At 63.1% G+C, this 18076-nt stretch carries 19 protein-coding genes; 1 reads left to right on the top strand and 18 read right to left on the bottom strand.

Annotated features, from left to right (window positions below; translation table 11 throughout):
• The first annotated feature begins 34 nt into the window (after window positions 1-34).
• On the top strand, window positions 35-937 hold the full coding sequence (locus tag ACMYUN_RS12485; RefSeq protein WP_415763864.1) for a LysR substrate-binding domain-containing protein: 903 nt from the start codon (window positions 35-37) through the stop codon (window positions 935-937).
• Between the two features lie 341 nt (window positions 938-1278).
• Here ACMYUN_RS12485 and ACMYUN_RS12480 read toward each other — a convergent pair whose 3' ends face one another.
• Genes ACMYUN_RS12480 through ACMYUN_RS12395 form a run of 18 tightly spaced genes read right to left on the bottom strand, consistent with a single transcriptional unit; the run spans window position 1279 to window position 18076 of the window.
• On the bottom strand, window positions 1279-1722 hold the full coding sequence (locus ACMYUN_RS12480; RefSeq protein WP_415763863.1) for an excinuclease: 444 nt from the start codon (window positions 1720-1722) through the stop codon (window positions 1279-1281).
• Between the two features lie 29 nt (window positions 1723-1751).
• Complete coding sequence (locus ACMYUN_RS12475; RefSeq protein WP_129998250.1) at window positions 1752-2978, bottom strand: beta-ketoacyl-ACP synthase; 1227 nt, start codon at window positions 2976-2978, stop codon at window positions 1752-1754.
• A complete protein-coding gene (fabG, locus tag ACMYUN_RS12470; RefSeq protein ID WP_039756699.1) occupies window positions 2978-3706 on the bottom strand; it encodes a 3-oxoacyl-ACP reductase FabG in 729 nt (242 codons plus the stop codon). The genes ACMYUN_RS12475 and fabG overlap by 1 nt, the downstream gene beginning before the upstream one ends.
• Window positions 3699-4163: a hotdog family protein gene (locus tag ACMYUN_RS12465; RefSeq protein WP_415763862.1), complete on the bottom strand. Its 465-nt coding sequence runs from the start codon at window positions 4161-4163 to the stop codon at window positions 3699-3701. Before ACMYUN_RS12465 ends, fabG begins: the two co-directional genes overlap by 8 nt.
• Complete coding sequence (locus ACMYUN_RS12460) at window positions 4160-5356, bottom strand: beta-ketoacyl-[acyl-carrier-protein] synthase family protein (RefSeq protein ID WP_415763861.1); 1197 nt, start codon at window positions 5354-5356, stop codon at window positions 4160-4162. Before ACMYUN_RS12460 ends, ACMYUN_RS12465 begins: the two co-directional genes overlap by 4 nt.
• The gene (locus ACMYUN_RS12455; protein ID WP_415763860.1) at window positions 5353-5961 is read right to left on the bottom strand and encodes a hypothetical protein; all 609 of its coding nucleotides are present in this window, start codon (window positions 5959-5961) and stop codon (window positions 5353-5355) included. The genes ACMYUN_RS12460 and ACMYUN_RS12455 overlap by 4 nt, the downstream gene beginning before the upstream one ends.
• Window positions 5961-6686 carry a class I SAM-dependent methyltransferase gene (locus ACMYUN_RS12450; RefSeq protein WP_415763859.1) on the bottom strand — a complete coding sequence of 242 codons (726 nt, stop codon included), beginning with the start codon at window positions 6684-6686 and terminating at the stop codon, window positions 5961-5963. Before ACMYUN_RS12450 ends, ACMYUN_RS12455 begins: the two co-directional genes overlap by 1 nt.
• The gene (locus ACMYUN_RS12445; RefSeq protein WP_129998246.1) at window positions 6683-7930 is read right to left on the bottom strand and encodes an NAD(P)/FAD-dependent oxidoreductase; all 1248 of its coding nucleotides are present in this window, start codon (window positions 7928-7930) and stop codon (window positions 6683-6685) included. Before ACMYUN_RS12445 ends, ACMYUN_RS12450 begins: the two co-directional genes overlap by 4 nt.
• Window positions 7917-9080, bottom strand: coding sequence for a sodium:proton antiporter (locus ACMYUN_RS12440; RefSeq protein WP_415763858.1), 1164 nt, complete (start codon window positions 9078-9080; stop codon window positions 7917-7919). Before ACMYUN_RS12440 ends, ACMYUN_RS12445 begins: the two co-directional genes overlap by 14 nt.
• Complete coding sequence (locus ACMYUN_RS12435) at window positions 9077-11407, bottom strand: MMPL family transporter (protein ID WP_415763857.1); 2331 nt, start codon at window positions 11405-11407, stop codon at window positions 9077-9079. The genes ACMYUN_RS12440 and ACMYUN_RS12435 overlap by 4 nt, the downstream gene beginning before the upstream one ends.
• Entirely contained in the window at window positions 11391-11993 is a 603-nt protein-coding gene (locus ACMYUN_RS12430; protein ID WP_039756710.1) for an outer membrane lipoprotein carrier protein LolA, read from the bottom strand. The genes ACMYUN_RS12435 and ACMYUN_RS12430 overlap by 17 nt, the downstream gene beginning before the upstream one ends.
• Entirely contained in the window at window positions 11990-12415 is a 426-nt protein-coding gene (locus tag ACMYUN_RS12425) for an acyl-CoA thioesterase (protein ID WP_039756713.1), read from the bottom strand. The genes ACMYUN_RS12430 and ACMYUN_RS12425 overlap by 4 nt, the downstream gene beginning before the upstream one ends.
• Window positions 12408-13952 carry an HAL/PAL/TAL family ammonia-lyase gene (locus ACMYUN_RS12420; RefSeq protein ID WP_039756715.1) on the bottom strand — a complete coding sequence of 515 codons (1545 nt, stop codon included), beginning with the start codon at window positions 13950-13952 and terminating at the stop codon, window positions 12408-12410. The genes ACMYUN_RS12425 and ACMYUN_RS12420 overlap by 8 nt, the downstream gene beginning before the upstream one ends.
• Window positions 13933-14880 carry a glycosyl transferase gene (locus ACMYUN_RS12415; protein WP_415763856.1) on the bottom strand — a complete coding sequence of 316 codons (948 nt, stop codon included), beginning with the start codon at window positions 14878-14880 and terminating at the stop codon, window positions 13933-13935. Before ACMYUN_RS12415 ends, ACMYUN_RS12420 begins: the two co-directional genes overlap by 20 nt.
• On the bottom strand, window positions 14877-15611 hold the full coding sequence (locus ACMYUN_RS12410; protein WP_415763855.1) for a glycosyltransferase family 2 protein: 735 nt from the start codon (window positions 15609-15611) through the stop codon (window positions 14877-14879). Before ACMYUN_RS12410 ends, ACMYUN_RS12415 begins: the two co-directional genes overlap by 4 nt.
• Window positions 15604-17283: an AMP-binding protein gene (locus ACMYUN_RS12405; RefSeq protein WP_415763854.1), complete on the bottom strand. Its 1680-nt coding sequence runs from the start codon at window positions 17281-17283 to the stop codon at window positions 15604-15606. The genes ACMYUN_RS12410 and ACMYUN_RS12405 overlap by 8 nt, the downstream gene beginning before the upstream one ends.
• Window positions 17280-17825: a hypothetical protein gene (locus ACMYUN_RS12400; RefSeq protein ID WP_415763853.1), complete on the bottom strand. Its 546-nt coding sequence runs from the start codon at window positions 17823-17825 to the stop codon at window positions 17280-17282. Before ACMYUN_RS12400 ends, ACMYUN_RS12405 begins: the two co-directional genes overlap by 4 nt.
• The gene (locus ACMYUN_RS12395; protein WP_016772026.1) at window positions 17822-18076 is read right to left on the bottom strand and encodes an acyl carrier protein; all 255 of its coding nucleotides are present in this window, start codon (window positions 18074-18076) and stop codon (window positions 17822-17824) included. The genes ACMYUN_RS12400 and ACMYUN_RS12395 overlap by 4 nt, the downstream gene beginning before the upstream one ends.

Raw genomic sequence — 18076 nt, 5'->3', positions numbered from 1 at the left:
TGTTTGATAGCTTCAGCGACCTAATGGAAATCCTATGGAATTGCGTCATCTGCGTTACTTCATTGCCGTCGCCGAAGAACTGCATTTTGGCCGGGCCGCACAGGTGCTGGGCATCTCGCAGCCTCCGCTGAGCCAGCAGATTCAAGCGCTGGAGCAGCAGCTCGGTGCACGCCTGTTCGAGCGCACCAATCGTCGGGTCGAGTTGAGCGAGGCGGGCAGGTTGTTTCTGCAGGAGGCGCGGCTGGTGCTGGCGCAGGTCGACAAGGCAGCGGATGTGGCCCGGCGCGCGCAGCTTGGTGAGCTTGGCGAACTGAAGATTGGCTTCACCTCGTCGGCACCGTTCAACTCGACCATTCCGCAGGCGATTTTTTCCTTTCGTCAGCGCTTTCCGGCGGTGCATCTGAACCTGCGCGAAATGAGCAGCACCATGGTCGCCGACGCCTTGGTGGACGAGTCGATCGAAGTCGGCATCATGCGCCCGCTCGGATTGCCAGATTCACTGAGTGTTGTGGAGTTGATGCGCGAGCCATTGGTGGCGGTGCTCAGTTCCAAGCATCCGTTGGCCCAAGGCAGAGACGAAGGCCTGTTTCTCTCGGCGCTGGCGCTGGAGCCGTTCGTGTTTTTTCCGCGCAGCTATGGCAGCGGGCTCTACGCACAACTGCTCAGTCTGGCCCGTGACGCCGGCTTCAGCCCGCATTTTGCCCAAGAGGCTGGCGAGGCGATGACCATTATTGGTCTGGTGGCGGCGGGATTGGGTGTATCAGTACTGCCAGCGTCTTATCAACGCATGCGCATTGATGGCGTGGTCTACCGTTCGCTGCTAGATCCGGAAGCAATCTCGGCGGTGTGGCTGGTGCAGCGCAAAGACCAGAAATCGCCGATGGCCAAGGCGTTTGTCGAACTGCTGACGCGCAAGGTCGAGCCGCTGACGGTGTGAAGGCGGCCGGCGCTTTCGCGAGCAGGCTCGCTCCCACAGTTGAGCTGGGTCTCCACCGAAATTGTGTATGTCTCCTAGCTCCTGTGGGAGCGAGCCTGCTCGCGAAGAAGCCGGAAGCAGCACACATGCTGGTCCCGGTAGCAGCACACTCTGTGGTCAGTGATCATTTCTGAATAGAGCGAGCGCGTCTTGAAATTATGAGTAACTATCCCGAAAGGGGCTTGTGAGACTCTGAGGATCCTGGGCAACCAGCCATCGCAGAGCCAGGCAGGTAATCGGCGATGACATGCCAACCTGTCTGTGAAAGGGCGCCGAATGGCGCCCTTTGTCATTTCTGGCCTTTACTGAACCTTCGCCAGATCGCCCTTCAATGCAACGCCCGCCATGATCGCGCCGGCGTGGCATTCGTAGGTTTGCGCGTCCTTGCGCTCGTTGCTCTTGTAGAAGCTGACGATGTTGGTCACGGCATTGGCGCCGGCGTTTTTCGCGGCCTGGTGCAGGCTGATGATTGCCGATTGGGCGACCCACTCGCAGGCAACTTCGTCAGATTTATTGAAAGCGTTGGTTTTCTTGTTGGTCACGGCGCCGGGGCTGACCACGGTGACTTTACCGGCCGGGGTGTTGCCGGCCAGATAGAATTTCACGCTGCCATCGATCTTGCCCGAGCGGGTGGCTTCGGCGACGGCTTTGTCGAATGGCAGGTAGACCGCCGTGTCGCGGGCCTGGCTGACCGCTGGCAAAGCGCAGAGCAGCAGGGTGACGGCGGCAAAATTCTTGAAGTGCATGAAGGTCTCCTTGACCTGGATTGATTCGGTTATGCCCAGCGGCGGAAGATCAACGAAGTGTTGACGCCGCCGAAAGCGAAATTGTTGTTCATCACGTAGTCGTGGTGCATCTGGCGGAATTCGCCGCGCAGGTAATCGAGCTTGCCGCAGTGCGGGTCGACCTCGTCGAGGTTGAAGGTGTGCACGTACTGATCGCGATTCATCATCTCGATGCTGAACCACGACTCCAGCGCACCGCAGGCGCCGAGGGTGTGGCCGAGGAAACTCTTCTGCGAGCTGATCGGCATGTGTTCGCCAAACAGGCTGTTGGTGGCCAGCGTTTCAGCGATGTCGCCCTGTTCTGTAGCCGTGCCATGGCCATTTACATAACCGATGGCCTCTGGCGCCAGCCCAGCGTCTTCCAGCGCCAGCTCCATGGCGCGGCGCATGGTCACTTGCTCTGGACGCGTAGTGTGCTGACCGTCGGCGTTGCTGCCAAAACCGACGATTTCCGCGTGAATACGTGCGCCACGGGCGAGGGCGTGTTCCAGCTCCTCAAGCACGAGCATGCCGCCGCCTTCGCCGATCACCAGACCGTCGCGGCCCTTGTCGTACGGGCGTGGGCTGGTCTGTGGCGCATCGTTTTTCAGGCTGGTGGCGTAAAGCGCGTCAAACACCATGGCTTCGGTCGGGCACAGTTCTTCGGCGCCGCCGGCGAGCATCAATGGCAAGCGGCCGAACTTGATTGCCTCGTAGGCATAGCCGATGCCCTGGCTGCCGCTGGTGCAGGCGCTGGACGTCGGAATCAGGCGGCCGGTGAGGCCGAAGAAGATGCTGATATTGGCGGCGGTGGTGTGCGGCATCATCCGCACGTAGGAGTTGGCGTTCAGCCCCTCGGCCACCGAGTTGAGCAGCATGTTGCCGAACGCTTTGATTTCGTCAGTGCTGCCGGTGGACGAGCCACAAGCGACGCCCATGCGCCCGTCCTTGATCGATTCGTCACCGAGCAGGCCTGCATCGGCCAGAGCCTTTTCTGCTGCCCCGACCGCCAGTCGCGAAACCCGGCCCATGCTGCGCAACTGCTTGCGGGTCCAGTGCGACGGCACGAGAAAATCATCGATGGGCCCGGCCAGACGCGTATTGAGCTCAGTGAAGCGATCCCACTCGTCCATGCGGCGAATGCCGCTGCGATTGGCTGCGAAATTGCCGGCAATGGTCGGCCAATCGCTGCCCAGCGAGGTGATGCCGGCCATGCCGGTGACGACGACGCGCTTCATCAGCACAGGCCTCCGTTGACCGCCAGCACCTGGCGGGTGATGTACGAGGCTTCCGCCGACATCAGGAAATTCACCGCAGCGGCCACTTCTTCCGGGGTGCCCATGCGCTGCGCGGGGATCATTTTCATCAGTTCCTCCACCGGCACGTTTTCGTCGAGCATGGCCGTGTCGATCAGGCCAGGGGCGACGCAGTTAACGGTGATTTTGCGCTTGCCCAACTCGATCGCCAACGCCTTTGCCGCACCGATCACGCCGGCCTTCGAGGCGCTGTAATTGACTTGCCCACGGTTGCCGATCAGGCCCGACACCGAGGTGATGCAGACGATGCGTCCGGCGGCGCGACGACGGATCATCGGCATCATCACCGGGTGCAGAACGTTGTAGAAACCGTCGAGATTGGTGCGCAGGACCACGTCCCAATCGTCATCGCTCAGCGCTGGAAACGCGCCGTCGCGGGTCAGCCCGGCGTTGAGCACTACGCCGTAATAGGCGCCGTGGTTTTCGACGTCGCCCTCGAGAATGCTTCTGCAGGCTTCGCGGTCGGCGACGTCGAATTGCAGGATGCGCGCACGGCGACCCAGTGCTTCGATTTCGGCCTGCACCGCTTGGGCTTCGGTCATGCCGCTACGGCAATGCAGGACGATGTCATGCCCCGCCTGCGCCAGACGCAAGGCAATGGCGCGGCCGATGCCACGGCTGGAGCCGGTGACCAGTACGGATTCAGTCATCGTGCGACTCCTTTGTCTGTTGCAGATATTGGTTGGCTTCGGGTGGACGGAAAACGTTGAGCCGAGCGCTGGCAAGTATGCCGTTGCCGTGGATATGGCATTCGAACACGCCCATGCCGTTGTCGTCCTCCAGTGAGCGCAGACCATGGATGGTCAGCTCGCTGCCGGCCGCAAAGGCTTCGACGTTGCACTCGAATTTGCGCGTGCCGAGGAGAAAACCCAGCTCCACCTGATTGCCTTTTTGCCGGGCGTGGCAACCGGCGAAAGCGGCGACGCTCTGCGCCATCAGCTCGACGCCGACCCACGCCGGCAGGCTGCCGTCGGGCAGGTTGAACAGGCCGTCGGGCTTGACCGTGAGGCGGGTGAAAATCTGCTCGTCGTCGAAGCGCTCGATGGCGTCGATCAGGATCATGTCGCCGGCGTGCGGCAGCAGTTCGGCGAGCGGCCAGTGGCTCATGGGGCGTCTCCGATAATCAGGCTGACGTTGTTGCCGCCGAAGGCAAACGAGTTGCTCATCAGGTAGCGCGGTGCAATGGACGTCAGGCGTTCGCTCGCGGTCACCCACTTGAGTGGCGGCAGCGCGGGATCGGCCTGGCCATCCCAGATGTGCGGCGGCAACGCCTGTTCAGGGTTTTCGGCACTCAGGCTCAGCCAGCAGAACGCCGCTTCCAGCGCGCCAGCCGCGCCGAGGGTGTGACCGGTCAGCGGTTTGGTTGACGAGCAGGCGACGCCTTCGGGAAACAGCGCCGCGACCGCCAGGCTTTCCATGGCGTCGTTGTGCGCAGTGGCGGTGCCGTGCAGGTTCAGGTAGTTGATTTGCCCGGCTTGCAGATGCGCACGGCCAAGGGCTTTTTGCATCGCTTGCAGGGCGCCGCGACCGCTCGGCTCCGGCGCGGAAATATGATGCGCATCCGAGCTGGCGCCTGCACCTAGCAAGGCAATGCCCGGGCCTTCGCCGCGCTGTTTGCTCATCACGAACAGCACCGCTGCTTCGCCGATGTTGATGCCGTTGCGGTTGGCGGAAAACGGATTGCAGCGTTCATCTGAAACGGCTTCCAGTGAAGAAAAACCGTTCAGCGTGAGCTTGCACAGACTGTCGACGCCGCCGCACAGCACCGCATCGCACAGGCCCAGATCGAGCAGGCGCTGGGCGCTCATCAGCGCGCGGGCACTGGAGGTACAGGCAGTGGAAATCACGTAGGCCGGGCCGCTCAGTTGTAGCCATTCGGCAAGGAAATTCGCCGGGGCACCGAGTTCCTGCTGGCGATAGTCGTATTCGCGGGGAAACTGCTGCTCGCGGATGTAGTGGGCCAGACCACTACTGGCCTCGTCGATGCCCGAGGTGCTGGTGCCGAGCACCACGCCGATGCGCTCACGGCCATAGGTCTGGATCGCGCGATCGATGTCAGCGCGGACTTGCAGCGCGGCTTCCAACAGCAGCTGATTGTTGCGACTGCTGTGTTCGAGCAGTTCGGCGGGGATCGGCGCCAATTCACCGTGCACGCCCGCGACAGGCAGCTCACGTTCAGCGACCCAGCCGGTATCGCGGCGCATCCCCGAGCAGTCGCCGGCAAACAGATTGCGCGCGACTTCAGACTTGTCGCGGCCCAAAGCGCAGATCACGCCGAGGGCATTCAGGTAAGCGGTCATGGCGTCGATTCACCTAACTGGGAAACGCGATAGTGCGGGCCTTGAGGCAGATTCAATTGGAAGCTCAACGGTTGTGAATAGCGGATGTTCCAGCGCGCCGGCAGTGAACGCTGATCGGCCTGTTGCCGGGCGTCGGGATAGTTGCGCAGCAGCTCGGCGGACGGCGTCAGGGCGAACAGCAATGCGGCGAACAATTCCCGCGCTTCCGGGTTCGGCGGCAGCAGACCGTCGGCCTGCCAGTGTCCGTCGATCAGCTGCTGACGGGCCAGGGGAATGCCCAGCGGATCCATCATCGACCAACGCGTGCCGGCGCCTTCGTGCTGGATCACCAGCAGCCAGTCCTGCCGCTGTCCGGCTTGCTCGCGTTCGATGTGCAGTTGCAGCGGCAGGGGCAAAGTCGGGTTGGCTGCGGGTAGTGGCGGCTGGCTGGCGCAGGCGCTGAGCAAGGCAACTAGCACCAATACTAACCACACCACAAACCTTGTGGGAGCTGGCTTGCCAGCGATGGCGTCGGCACATCCAGCATTTTTTTTGACAGACACACCGCCATCGCTGGCAAGCCAGCTCCCACAGGGACCAATGTATTCAGGTCGAAAGTGGTGCATCAGATCTCACCTTGCAATGGCTTGCGCGCGACGACATTCACTAGCGTCTCTTCACGCTCACCGAATGGCTTGGGTTTGCTCAAACGCAACCGCTCCAGCAAACCGAAATCCTTCGACCGGCTCCACCACAGATACGGGTAGGACACATTGCGCTCGGCAAACTCGAAGCCCTGCTCGCGAATCATCTGCAGATAGCCGGCGGCGCTCTTCTGCACATGCATCGGATGGCGGAACAGCCAGCGAATCACCCAGGTATCAATGTAAGCCTCGGTGGACTCGGCGAACAGCAGATAGCCGCCCGGCTTGAGCACGCGATAGAACTCGGCCAAGGCCTTTTCCTGCTCGACCAGATGATGGAAGGTCTGGTGACAGAACAGCAGATCGACACTGTCATCGGCGACTTGAAGCGTGGCGCAATCGCTGCCGATCAATTCGACCTGCATGCCCAGGCGCGCGGCCTCTTCGGCGCTGAGTTGCAGGCTGTGCGGGTCGGCGTCGACGCCGATCAGGCGCTGCGGGGCGAAGGTCTGGCGCAGGTGGCCGAACGACTTGCCCTGCCCGCAACCGGCGTCCAGCAGCACCGGGTGTTCCGGCAGCGCTTCACTGAACAAGCCACGCAAGTCGTTGATCGCCACGCGCAGCACATGGTGCTGCCAGGTGTGGCTGCGCAGGAACCAGAGACCGAAGCGGGTTTCCTCGACGTAGCTGTCGCTCAGGTAATTCATGGGGTGTCCTGCGCGCAGAGTTGGGAAATCATCTTCAGCCGGCGCCGCGCTTCACTGACGAACGGGTTGCGCTCGTCCCAGGCGTAACCGGCGAGGATCGAGCAGATCATCCGGCGAATCTCCGCCTGGCTGTCCTCGTAGAAAATCACGTCCTGGAAGGTGCCGGCGTACCAGCCTTCGACGTAGCAGCGGAAGGTGTCGACGCCGCGTTTCAACGGCTCGGCAAATTCGCTTTGCCAGTCCACCGTTTCACCCTGCAACTGACGGTGCAGCACGCCAGCGGCCATGCTCGCCGAACGCATGGCAATGGTCACGCCGGAGGAGAACACCGGGTCGAGAAATTCTGCGGCGTTGCCCAGCAGCGCGAAGCCCGGGCCATGCAGGGTTTTCACGTTGGCCGCGTAGCCGCCGAGGGTGCGCGCCGGGGTGTCCCAGACCGCGTTGTTCAGAACCCCGGCGAGGCTTGGCGTCTCGGCGATAAAACTGCGCAGGCAGACATCGAGATCGGCATCGCGACCGGCGAAGTGCTCGGCGGCAGCCACCACGCCCACCGAGCAGCGGCCGTTGCTGAACGGGATGGTCCAGAACCACACATCGCGATGCTCGGGATGTGTGGTGACGAGGATCTTTTCGCGGTCGAACGCCGGATTGTCGATGTGATCTTCAACGTGCGTGAACACCGCCTGACGCACCGGGAAATTCGAAGGCGCTTCGAGGTCGAGCAGACGCGACAACACGCGGCCATAGCCGCTGGCGTCCAGGACGAAATCGGCTTCGACGCGGTACTCGCTGCCGTCTTCGCGACGCACATCAAGGAATGGTTTCGCCTGATCGAAATCGACGCTGACGATCGCATCGCCATAGCGGATTTCTGCGCCTTGCAGTGCCGCTTGATCGGCCAGCAACTTGTCGAAATCGGCGCGCTGCACCTGGAACGTGGTCGGTTTGCCAGCGGTGAAGGTGTCGCCAAAATCGAAAGCGCTGTAACGCTCGCCCCAGGCAAACGCCGCGCCGGTCTTGCGCTGGAAACCAGCGGCATTGACGGCGTCGAGCATGCCGGCTTCTTCGACGAAATCCAGGCAGTGACTGAGCAGGCTTTCGCCGATCGAAAAGCGTGGGAAGTGCTGGCGCTCGAGCACCAGCACATCGTGGCCCTTGCGCTTGAGCAGGGCGGCGGCGATAGCGCCGGACGGGCCGGCACCGATGATCACGACCTGACGGGATTCCATTTCAACGATTGGCACGTGAGCTCCGGGGCAAGGGACTGTTCAGATTCAGGGGCGCGCGATGCAGGCCGATAAGGGCCGGCAGCAGCGTCGCGATCAGGCCCATCAGCATCAGCGCGAAATACAGCGCCGGGGTGATGAGCTGTTGTTGCAACAACAGGTTGAGAAAGACGATTTCGCTGAGGCCGCGAATGTTCAGCAGCACGCTTTCGCGCCAGCGGCTGGCGCCGGCAAACGAGGCGCCCGCCCAACCGAGGCCGAGCCAGTTGCCGAGCAGTTTACTGGCAATCGGCAACAGCAGCAGCGCCGCCCACTGCCCGGCGTCTAGGCTGGCGAGGGCGCTGTGCACGTCGATCTGGACGATGCCGAACGTGAGGATCAGCGGGATTGCGATACACGTCTGCAAGCGGCTCATCCAGCGCGTCGGCAGCGGCAGCACCAACGGCACTTTCAGCAGCGCCATGCACAGCAGATAGCCGATGCCGAAAATCAGCGCGTTGAGTTTGTAATGCTCCGCCATCACCAGCAACGCGAAGAAGCCGAGGCTGTAAGTCAGCGGGCGACGCACGCGCAGCAGGTGCAAAAGCAGCGGCACGCCGGCCATGGCCACGGGCAGCAACAGGCTGCTCAAGTGCAGGCTGCCTTGGGCGAGGCCGAACAGCGTCCAGCAGATCAGGTCGATAAGGATCGCGGTCTGCACCAGACGCCGGGTGGCAGCGGGCGGGTAATCGATGTGACGCAAATACAGGTACAACACCGGGATCGCCGTAATCGCGAAGACCAGGCCGATGGCCAGTGCGTTGAGCCACGGCTGCGACGGCAGCAACCAATACGCGACCGCCAGCCCGCAAGCGAACGGCACGGCGAAACTCGGCACGGCGATTTTTACGCTCTGGCGATCCAGACGCAGGTCGATGACGTCGCTGAGGATATGCCCGAGCAGCAAGGCGAAGCTCAGGCTGTAGAGGTTTTTCAACCAGTCCGGTGCGATCAGCTGTGCGCCGCTGAGCTGCCAGCCCGGTTCGATCCAGAAATACATTAGTAACGGCAAACCGAAGCTCGCCAGCAGCAACTGACTGACGATCGGAATCAGGCCGACATGGCGGCCGACCCGGGTCGCCAGCGCAAACAGCGCCAAGGCCAGCAACCAGAAGCCGAAGACCATCATGCGCTTGGCTCCGCAGCCGGTTCATGGCGCCCGGCCCACGGCGCGAGCATGAAGCTGAACGCCAGCCCCAGGCTCACCGACAGGCCGAAATTGCTCACCGCTGGCGTGCTGGACACTGCCAGCAGGCCGAACGACAGCCACGTTGTCAGCGCAGCGAGCAAGGTGCCGAGCAGGCTCACCGCTGCACCGCCGACCTGCTCGCGCATGAGGATCGCGTAATCGACGCTGATCGCCGTCACCAGCAACAGGCCGAACAGGCTGAACAGGGTCAGCGGCTGACCGAGCCAGCCGAGGCTGGCCAGACTGCACAGCGCCGCCAGCAGCGGCAGGGCAACGATACGCAGCGCGCCAGTGAGGCCGAACGGCAGGAACAGGACCAGCACGATCAACACGCAGGAGGCGAGTTTCAGTTCAGCGGCGCTGATCTGTGTGGCGGCAAAGACCTTGTTCAGGTCACCGAGACGATCAACCAGCACCACTCCCGGCAGATCGAGCGCCTGCACACGCAACAACGACGGATTGTTCAAGCCCTGCAGGCTGGTCATTGCCGCAACGCCGTCTTCCGTCGGGCCAAGCCACAGTGTGCGATACGGCTCGCCGAGCGGGCCGGCCAGCGCGGCGTCGATGTCTTCAGTGGGCAGCGTCTGTAACTGCTGCAGTTCGTTTTGCAAAGCCGCTGCTGGCACGCCGAGATCGAGCAGCGGTTGCCAGAGCGACGGCAGCTTGTTCAGCGATTCGCGCACCTGCTGTTGCTGACTCGGCGCGCTGACCAGTTGATCGAGGGCCAGAAAGCCTTGCAGCTTGTCGAGATTGACCAGTTGCTGCAGCCGCTCGCTCAGCGCCGCCTGGCGCTCGAGCAACTGCTCCTGATTGGCCGCGCGGATCAGGAAGAACTGGCTGGTCGGTTGATACCCGGTGATGCGCGCGATGGTCTGCGCTTCGTCGGTCAGATGCTGCGGCGCACCGACCCATTGGCGGATGTCGTTTTTGCTCTGCAATTGCATCAGGCCGCCGACGCAGAAGGCGATCAGCAGCGCCAGCAACACGGGCGTGCGGATGCAAGCGAGCAGTGCCTCGCGCAGCTGAATCAGGCGTTCGGCCAGACGCAGCGGCCATTGCGCCGGGCGCAGTTCGACATTCCTCAGCAGCGCTGGTAGCAGGCAGACCGCCGACAGATAGGCACCGAGCAAGCCGGCAGCGGAGAACACCGCGATCTGCGTCAATGCCGGAAACGGTGTCCACGCCAGCGCCAGATAGCCGATGACGCTGGTGATCAGGCTCAGGGTCAACCCCGGCAAGGTCAGGCGCAGGGCCGGCCAGCTGCGCCAGGGCTTGAGGCTCCAGCTCTTGGACAGATAGTGCAGCGGGTAATCGACGGCAACGCCGATCAGACTCGAGCCGAGCACCAGCGTCATCACATGCATGTGACCGAACAGCGCCACGCAGGCCACCGCGCCGAACAGCATGCCGACCAGCACCGGCACAAACGCCAGCAGCACGCCCCAGCGACGAAACGCCAACAGCAGCAACAGCAGAATGCCGACCGTCGCACCACCGCCGACCCAGGTCATTTCGCGGGTGGCTTGTTGCTGGCCGTTGGCGGCGTAGAGCAGGCCACTGGCGGCAAGCAACTGCACGTCGCTTTGCGCCGCCTGTTCACGGCTGTGCTGGAGCAGTTCTGCCACTTGCAGCGGCAGGTTCATGTCGAAGGCGTTGCCGGTGGTACGCGCCCGCAGCATCACCCAGCTCTTGCCGCCAGCATCGGCGACCAATGCGCCGCTGCCGATGTCCAGTTGCACCGCGCCATGCTTTGGCTGGCTGTTCTGGATGCGTCCGGTCAGGCCCAGCCAATCGTCCTGGCTCGGCACCAGGGTGAAGCCGTTGAACGGGTCGAACAGCGCCTGCACCCGCTGCTGAATGAACACCTCGGGATGCTCGCTGAGCAGTTGCCGGTCATCCGCCGAGAGCATCGCCAAACGCCCTTGCAGCAATTGCGTACGTAGCGCCGGCAAGTCGGCTTGCAGGTTCCACTGCACGGTTTCGAACAGACCGCTGGCCTGCCATTGTTCGCCCAGTTGCTGAGCCATGGTCAGCGCTTGCTGGCGATCGGCGTGGCCGACCAGCACCAGCATTTCGCGGTTGAGCGGCTCTTGCATGCGCTGCTCGGCGCGCAATTCCAGCGCGTCTGGATTGGTGCCAGGCACCAGCTCCATGAGATTGGCCGACAGCGGCGCACCGTCGCGCCACTGCCAGGCAGCCAGCGCGACGACGGCCAGCAGCAGGCTCAGAAACAGCCAGGGCAGCCTGCGTTCACTCGGCAAAGTCATGTTGCTCCGCTTCGCTCAGGGGTTGCCCGGCCGTGCTGTCCTGCATGCGCAGCAGTGTGCTGTCGCCCTGGGTTTCCAGCAGTTCGATGCTTTGCACCAGAGCACCGCCGTCAATATTGATTTGCTTGAACACTTGCTTGAGCAGCACCGAACGCGGCGTCAGGGTCAGTTGCCACTGCTGCGCCGTGCCGCTCAGGGCCAGTTCGAAATCCCGTTGCAGACCGCTGCTGTCACCTTGCAGCACGGCGAGAAACAGCCGGTTCTGCTCGGCACCGGCGCTCTTGTTCGGCAGCAGTTGCCAGCCGCTGGCGTCACGGCGGGCAATGCCATTGGCGGTGATGCGGTAGTCCTGTTGCAACGGGGTTTTCAACAGCCACAGCAGGCCATGATTTTTGGCGAGGACGAAGCTGCCCTTGCTGACCAGCGGCTGCGGCAGGGCGCGCAGGTGTTTTTCCTGAATGAACTGGCCGTGGATCACGTCCGGTTTCGCCAGTTGTTCACTGAGTTGTTGCAGGTCGAAGGCATTGGCCCATGACGACACGGCCAGCAGCGCCAGCGCGCCGAGGCTTCTGAAAAACACATTCATCGCAGCATCCTTTCCACGGCATCGGTGAAGACTTTTGGTGAAGCCAGTTGCATCTCGCGGCTGCTGACTTCAACAGCGACCTGCACTGAGCTGGCGCGAGTCAGGCGTTCGCCGGTCTGCAGGTCGGTGATCAGATAATTGATCTTCAGACGGTTTTCCCACTCGACCAGACTGGCTCGCACGTTCAGCCGCTGGCCGAACACCGCGCCGCGCACGTAGCGCAATTGCAGGTCGATGATCGGCCAGGCGTAACCCGACTCGACCATGTGCGTGTAGTTGTGGCCGATCTTGTCCAGCAGCGCACAGCGCGCCACTTCGAGGTATTTGACGTAATGGCCGTGCCAGACCACGTGCATGGTGTCGACGTCGAAAAACGGCACGAGAATTTCGGTATCGGCGTGAAGCACTCCGGCACTACGCATGCAGCCTCCAGTGTTGCGCGGCGATGCGTTGCAGGCACAGGCGCAGTTCGCCTTCCAGGGCGCGGTCTTCGATGACCGGCGGGAAATCCTTGCCGAGTTCTTCGTGCATCGCCGCCAGCGCCGGCGGCAGCGGGCGCGCATCGAAGGCTTGAGCGCGCAGCCACACGCCTTGGTTGGCGGCAAGCAGGGTGGCGGCGGCGACCTGTTCGGTCAGCTCCAGCACGCGAATCGCATCACGGGCGGCGATGGTGCCCATGCTCACCTTGTCCTGGTTGTGGCATTCGGTGGAGCGCGAGAACACGCTGGCCGGCATGGTATTTTTCAGCGCTTCGGCGGTCCAGGCGCTGGTGCCGATCTGCACCGCTTTGAAGCCATGGTTGATCATCGCCCGATCGGCTGGCGCGCCGGAGAGGTTGCTCGGCAAGCCGTGGTTGTAGCGTTCGTCGACCAGCAGCGCCAGTTGCCGATCGAGCAGATCGGCGACGTTGGCCACAAGGTTTTTCAGGCTGTCCATGGCGAACGCGATGTGCCCGCCGTAGAAGTGCCCGCCATGCAGGACGCGCTCGGCTTCGGCGTCGATGATCGGGTTGTCGTTGGCGCTGTTCAGCTCGGTTTCGATGAAGCCGCGCAGCCAGTTCAGACTGTCGGCCAACACGCCGAGCACATGCGGCGCGCAACGCAGCGAGTAGCGATCCTGCAGACGATGCAGCGGTGCAGTTGGCGCGTCGATTGCCAGATCCTTGCGCAGCCACGCGGCGACCTGCATCTGTCCCGGATGCGGCTTGGCGGCGAACAGACGTTCGTCGAAGTGCTCCGGGTTGCCTTGCAGCGCGACAACGTTGAGCGCGGTGATGCGCGTGGCCAGTTGCAGCAGGTAATCGGCGCGAGCGAAGGCGAGGCAGGCGAGGCCGGTCATCACCGCTGTGCCGTTCATCAGTGCCAGCGCTTCTTTCGGGCGCAGCACCAGCGGCGTCCAGCCGAGTTCGCGATGCACGTCGGCAGCCTGACGACGTTCGCCACGGAACATCACTTCGCGCTCGCCGGACAGGGTTGCGGCGACATAGGACAGCGGCGTCAGATCGCCGCTGGCACCCACCGAACCCTCTTCGGGAATCAACGGCAGGATGTCGTATTCGAGAAACGCATGCAGACGCTCAAGTAGTTCGACGCGCACCCCGGAGACGCCGTGACACAGCGACTGCAAACGCGCCGCCAGCACCGCACGGGTCGCCTGCGCGTCGAGCAGTTTGCCCAGGCCGCAACCATGAAAGGTGTAGAGATGACGCGGCAGCGCCTCGACGTGATGCAGCGGCACCGCGACCACGCAGGAATCGCCGTAACCGGTGGTGACGCCGTAGATCACGCCTTCCTTGTCCAGCAGCGAATCGAGAAACCGCGCGCCCTTGGCGATGCGCTCGCGATAGTCGGCGTCAGCCTGCAACTGCACGGGCGCCTGACGGTTGGCCAGGGCCAGCACGTCTTCGATGCGCAAAGGGCGTTCGCCGAAGGTTACCGGCTCATGGGTTGGCGTCGTCATCGGTCTTCCAGAAAGGGTAAAAGTTGAACCATTGCTGCGGGGCTTCGAGGCAATAGTGACTCAGGCGCTGCGCGTAGCGCGTGGCCCACTGATGAATGACCTGCTCGCGCTCGCGGCGTGTCCATACCACCGCGTCGGCGAACGGTTCGAGGGTCAGGCGATAGTGGCCGTCGGGTTGCTTGAGGCACATCAGCAGATTGACCGGGCACTTGAGCAGGCCGGCCAGCAACCACGGGCCTTGCGGAAATGGCGCCGGATGGCCGAGAAAATCCACCATCACGCTGCGCCCGCCGTGCAGCGGCACGCGGTCGCCGGCAATCGCCAGCCACTCGCCGCGTTCCAGCCGTTCATGCAGTTGCAGCATGATCACCGGGTCGAGTTCGCTGACCTGGATCAGGCGCAGATTGGTCGCCCCGGCCTCGCCGAGCAAGCGGTTGAATTGCTCGGCATGCTTGGTGTGCACCAGCACGTTCATGGTGACCTTTTCGCCGATCTCCGCCAGCGCGCGGCACACTTCGAGATTGCCCAGATGCGCGCCGACCAGCAGTTGTCCGCGACTGCCGCGCAACTGCTTGCGCAGCAGCGCCGGGTCGATGATTTCGATCTGCTCGATGCTCAGCTTGCCGTTCCATACATCGAGCTTGTCGAGCAGCGAATCGGCAAAGGTCATGAATTGGCCGAACACCCGCCAGTGGCTCGGGCGCAGGTCGTCGCGCCGGCTCCACTCGGCCAGCCGCTGCTGGTACTGCCAGGCACTGCGCCGGGCGACGCGGCCGAAGAGGAAAAAATACAGGACGATGCCATAGAGCAACGGACTGAGCAGGCGGCGGCCGAGGACTTTGGCGGCGAACGCGGTGAATTTCATCAGCAGGAAACTGCCGCGCTCTTCGCGGTCGGCCCAGTGCTTCTTGTCGACTTCTTCGCTCATGGTTTCCACCGCCGCCAGAGGATCACTGGCCAACGCAGCAACATGCCGAAGAACAGCCGCGTGTGCATGCTGGAAATCAGCGCGTTGTCGTGGAACAGGCGAAAGTGCGATACACCGTCCAACGGGTAATGCACGCTGGTCTGCAGCCAGCGCATCGGCTGATTGCGCCAGGCCAGACGCACGAGAATGTTCGAGTCGAAATCCATGCGTTTGCCGACTTTGGCCGAGTCGATCACCGCCAAAGTCGGCGCCAGTGGATAGACGCGGAAGCCGCACATCGAATCGCGAATCTGCAACGACAGGGTGTTGATCCACACCATCACGTGGGTCAGGTAGCGCGCGTACAAACGCCCTTTCGGCACGCTCTCGTCGAACAGCGGATAGCCGCAGATCATCGCCTCGGGATGGGCGCGGGATTCGCCGACGAAGCGCGAGACGTCGTGCAAATCGTGCTGACCGTCGGCATCGACCTGCAAGGCATGGCTGTAGCCCAGACGCGAGGCTTCGCGCAGACCGGTCATCACCGCGCCGCCCTTGCCCTGATTGGCTGTGAGACGCACCAGGAAAACCCTGTCGCGCTCGGCCAGGGCGTCGAGCACCCGTGCGCAGGACGGCTCGCTGGCATCGTCCACCAGAATGCACGGCAGACCTTGTGCGAGCAGGGCATCGACCACGGTGGTGATTGCGGTTTCGTGGTTGTACACCGGGATTACGGCGCAGGGGTTATGCATGGGCAGGCCCCAGGAGAATGCGTCCGCTGGAACACGTCGCCGTGTCATTGCGATAAGCGAAATACAACTTGCCGCGCTCGGCATCGAAACGCAGATGCAGCTGGATTTCATCACCCGGGCGCACCAGTTGCTGGAATTTCAGCACTTCCATTCCGGCAAACGCGCCGTCCAGATTCAGCAACTGCCGACCCAGATTCAGCGCCCACTCCACCTGCACCACGCCGGGCAAAACCGGCACCTTGGGAAAGTGTCCGCTGAAGTAGGCCAGATCCGGCGGCACGCTGAGTTGCAGGCTCCATTCGCCGTCGCTTGCGCTCTGCTCCAGCACTTCGGGGGCTTTCGGCCGTGCGGCCAGCAGCAGCGCTTCGACGTCGGCTTGCGCCAGTTTGCCCTGGCTGTTCAACGGCATTTGCCGCAGCAGGCGCCAGCGTCGGGGCAGGGCGAGGGCTTCGCAATGTTGGTTCAGATGTTTGCGCAGGGTTTCGGTCAGGCCACGGCGGCCGTGCTCGCGCAGGGCGAACAGGCCCGATTCGCTGAGCACCAGCAGCGCACCGAGCGAGGCGCGGTTTTCCTGGACCACACCGAGGCGCGCTTCGGCGACCCAGTCATGGGCTGCCAAGGCCTGCTCAAGCATCGGCAGCGAGATGCGTTTTTCTTCCAGTTTGACGATGCGGTCCAGTCGCCCCAGCAGTTCGAAACGACCATCGGCGGCAATGCGCGCGGCATCGGCGCTGTGTTCGACATGGCCGGCAGGCAGGTAAGGCGAGGCGATCAGCAGGGCGCCGTCGCTGTCCTGGCTCAGTTCGACGCCAGCAAACGGTTGCCACAACGACTCGCCCTGACGCCAGGCGATGCCGCCGGTTTCCGAGCTGCCGAGGATTTCCGTCGGCCATTGCTGCAAGCGCTGTTGCAGGCTTTGCGCAGCCTCCAGTGGCAACGCGCCCCCGGAGGAAAACACCCGGCGCACCGCGCTCAGGGCCGGCCAGTCGAGGTTGTCGCCCATGCGCTTGAGCAGCGCCGGGCTGGCGACCCAGGCAAAGGCCGAATGCTCGCGACTGGCGCGCTGCAGGTCTTCGGAAAAGGCCAGTTGCCGGCGCACAAACGGGCGCCCGGCGCACAGTGGCCACAACACGCGAAACAGCAGGCCATAGATGTGTTGCGTGGCGACACTGCCGATGATGCAGGCTTGACCGAGGTCTGCGCCCCACAACTGTTCCAGCGCTTCGACCTCGTTGGCCAATTGGCGCAGGGTCTTGTCGATGCGCTTGGGGTCGCCGCTGGAGCCGGAGGTGCACAGGCTCAGCCGACACCGACCCAGATCCAGTTCGGCGCCGTGCAGGCCGGGTTGAGTGAAGTCGTGCAACTGGGCGTCGCCGGGTTGATCGGTCAGCCATAGATCGACTTCCTGCGACCAGCGCTGACGCGTCTGCGCTTGCAGATCCGCCGGCAGCAACACGCTGACGCCGGCTCGCCAGGCACCGAGCAGGGCGATGGCGAGGTCGGCAGCATCTTCCAGATGCACGGCCAGTCGTTTCACGCCCCGGCTTTGCAGGCCTGCGGCAACGCTCAGAGCCTGCTCCCGCAGTTGCGTGTGATCGAGGGCCGGCGCATGGCAGATCGCCCGTGCCGGCAGTGCCTTGAGCAACAGCTGCTCAAGTTTTATCCAATTCATGTACGGCCTCTTACCCGTTGTCGTATCAGCCATTCAATGGCAAACATCAGGCCGATCAATCCATAGGAGATCAGGCCGGTGTACAACATCCACCAATCCAGCGGCGCCCACAGAGTGAGGAGGGCGGCGCACAAACCGTTGCAAAAGAAAAACACGCTCCAGGCCAGCGTCACCTTGCGCGTATAGCGAATGGCAACCTCAGGCAGTTCCGGCTCGCGCAACCGCGCCAGGCGCTCGACCATCGGCGGGCCGTATTTCAGGCTCACGCCGAACAGCACCAGCATGAACGCGCTGATCAGCACCGGGTACCAGCGCAACAGCTGCGGGCTGTCGAACACCGCTAACAACAGGCAGAACCCGATCGCTGTGCAGGCCATCCACAGGCTGCCGGACTTGCGTTCGCCGGTCAGGGCGCGCGCCAGCCACAGGCTGCCCAGCAGCAGCGCAAATTGCCACGGGGCGAAATGCTCCATGCCGAAATACACCGCAAAGGGGTACAGCAGACCGGCCAGCAGCAGGCCCAGGCCGATCAGTCGGCTCATGCGGCCGGTTGAACCAGACGGAACACCGCCTCGACCACGTCACCGACAGTGCGCACCGACTTGAATTCTTCGGCGGCGATTTTCTTCCCGGTCTGGCGTTTGATGTGATCGATCAGGTCGACGGCGTCGATGCTGTCGATTTCCAGGTCCTGATACAAGTTGGCGTCCATGCTTACACGGGCCGGATCCAGTTCGAACAGCTCGACCAGGGCATCGCGCAGGGTGTTGAAAATATCGTCACGAGTTTGCAT

The sequence above is a fragment of the Pseudomonas sp. CP4 genome (genome assembly GCF_047758505.1).
GTDB lineage: Bacteria > Pseudomonadota > Gammaproteobacteria > Pseudomonadales > Pseudomonadaceae > Aquipseudomonas > Aquipseudomonas fluorescens_AO.
This window is presented reverse-complemented; position numbering and strand designations above follow the sequence as displayed.

Bases quoted from the DNA above. Each gene is read 5' to 3' on its own strand.
- ACMYUN_RS12485 (WP_415763864.1), top strand. From the start codon at position 35: ATGGAATTGCGTCATCTGCGTTACTTCATTGCCGTCGCCGAAGAACTG.
- ACMYUN_RS12480 (WP_415763863.1), bottom strand. From the start codon at position 1,722: ATGCACTTCAAGAATTTTGCCGCCGTCACCCTGCTGCTCTGCGCTTTG.
- ACMYUN_RS12475 (WP_129998250.1), bottom strand. From the start codon at position 2,978: ATGAAGCGCGTCGTCGTCACCGGCATGGCCGGCATCACCTCGCTGGGC.
- fabG (WP_039756699.1), bottom strand. From the start codon at position 3,706: ATGACTGAATCCGTACTGGTCACCGGCTCCAGCCGTGGCATCGGCCGC.
- ACMYUN_RS12465 (WP_415763862.1), bottom strand. From the start codon at position 4,163: ATGAGCCACTGGCCGCTCGCCGAACTGCTGCCGCACGCCGGCGACATG.
- ACMYUN_RS12460 (WP_415763861.1), bottom strand. From the start codon at position 5,356: ATGACCGCTTACCTGAATGCCCTCGGCGTGATCTGCGCTTTGGGCCGC.
- ACMYUN_RS12455 (WP_415763860.1), bottom strand. From the start codon at position 5,961: ATGCACCACTTTCGACCTGAATACATTGGTCCCTGTGGGAGCTGGCTT.
- ACMYUN_RS12450 (WP_415763859.1), bottom strand. From the start codon at position 6,686: ATGAATTACCTGAGCGACAGCTACGTCGAGGAAACCCGCTTCGGTCTC.
- ACMYUN_RS12440 (WP_415763858.1), bottom strand. From the start codon at position 9,080: ATGATGGTCTTCGGCTTCTGGTTGCTGGCCTTGGCGCTGTTTGCGCTG.
- ACMYUN_RS12435 (WP_415763857.1), bottom strand. From the start codon at position 11,407: ATGACTTTGCCGAGTGAACGCAGGCTGCCCTGGCTGTTTCTGAGCCTG.
- ACMYUN_RS12430 (WP_039756710.1), bottom strand. From the start codon at position 11,993: ATGAATGTGTTTTTCAGAAGCCTCGGCGCGCTGGCGCTGCTGGCCGTG.
- ACMYUN_RS12425 (WP_039756713.1), bottom strand. From the start codon at position 12,415: ATGCGTAGTGCCGGAGTGCTTCACGCCGATACCGAAATTCTCGTGCCG.
- ACMYUN_RS12420 (WP_039756715.1), bottom strand. From the start codon at position 13,952: ATGACGACGCCAACCCATGAGCCGGTAACCTTCGGCGAACGCCCTTTG.
- ACMYUN_RS12415 (WP_415763856.1), bottom strand. From the start codon at position 14,880: ATGAGCGAAGAAGTCGACAAGAAGCACTGGGCCGACCGCGAAGAGCGC.
- ACMYUN_RS12410 (WP_415763855.1), bottom strand. From the start codon at position 15,611: ATGCATAACCCCTGCGCCGTAATCCCGGTGTACAACCACGAAACCGCA.
- ACMYUN_RS12405 (WP_415763854.1), bottom strand. From the start codon at position 17,283: ATGAATTGGATAAAACTTGAGCAGCTGTTGCTCAAGGCACTGCCGGCA.
- ACMYUN_RS12400 (WP_415763853.1), bottom strand. From the start codon at position 17,825: ATGAGCCGACTGATCGGCCTGGGCCTGCTGCTGGCCGGTCTGCTGTAC.
- ACMYUN_RS12395 (WP_016772026.1), bottom strand. From the start codon at position 18,076: ATGCAAACTCGTGACGATATTTTCAACACCCTGCGCGATGCCCTGGTC.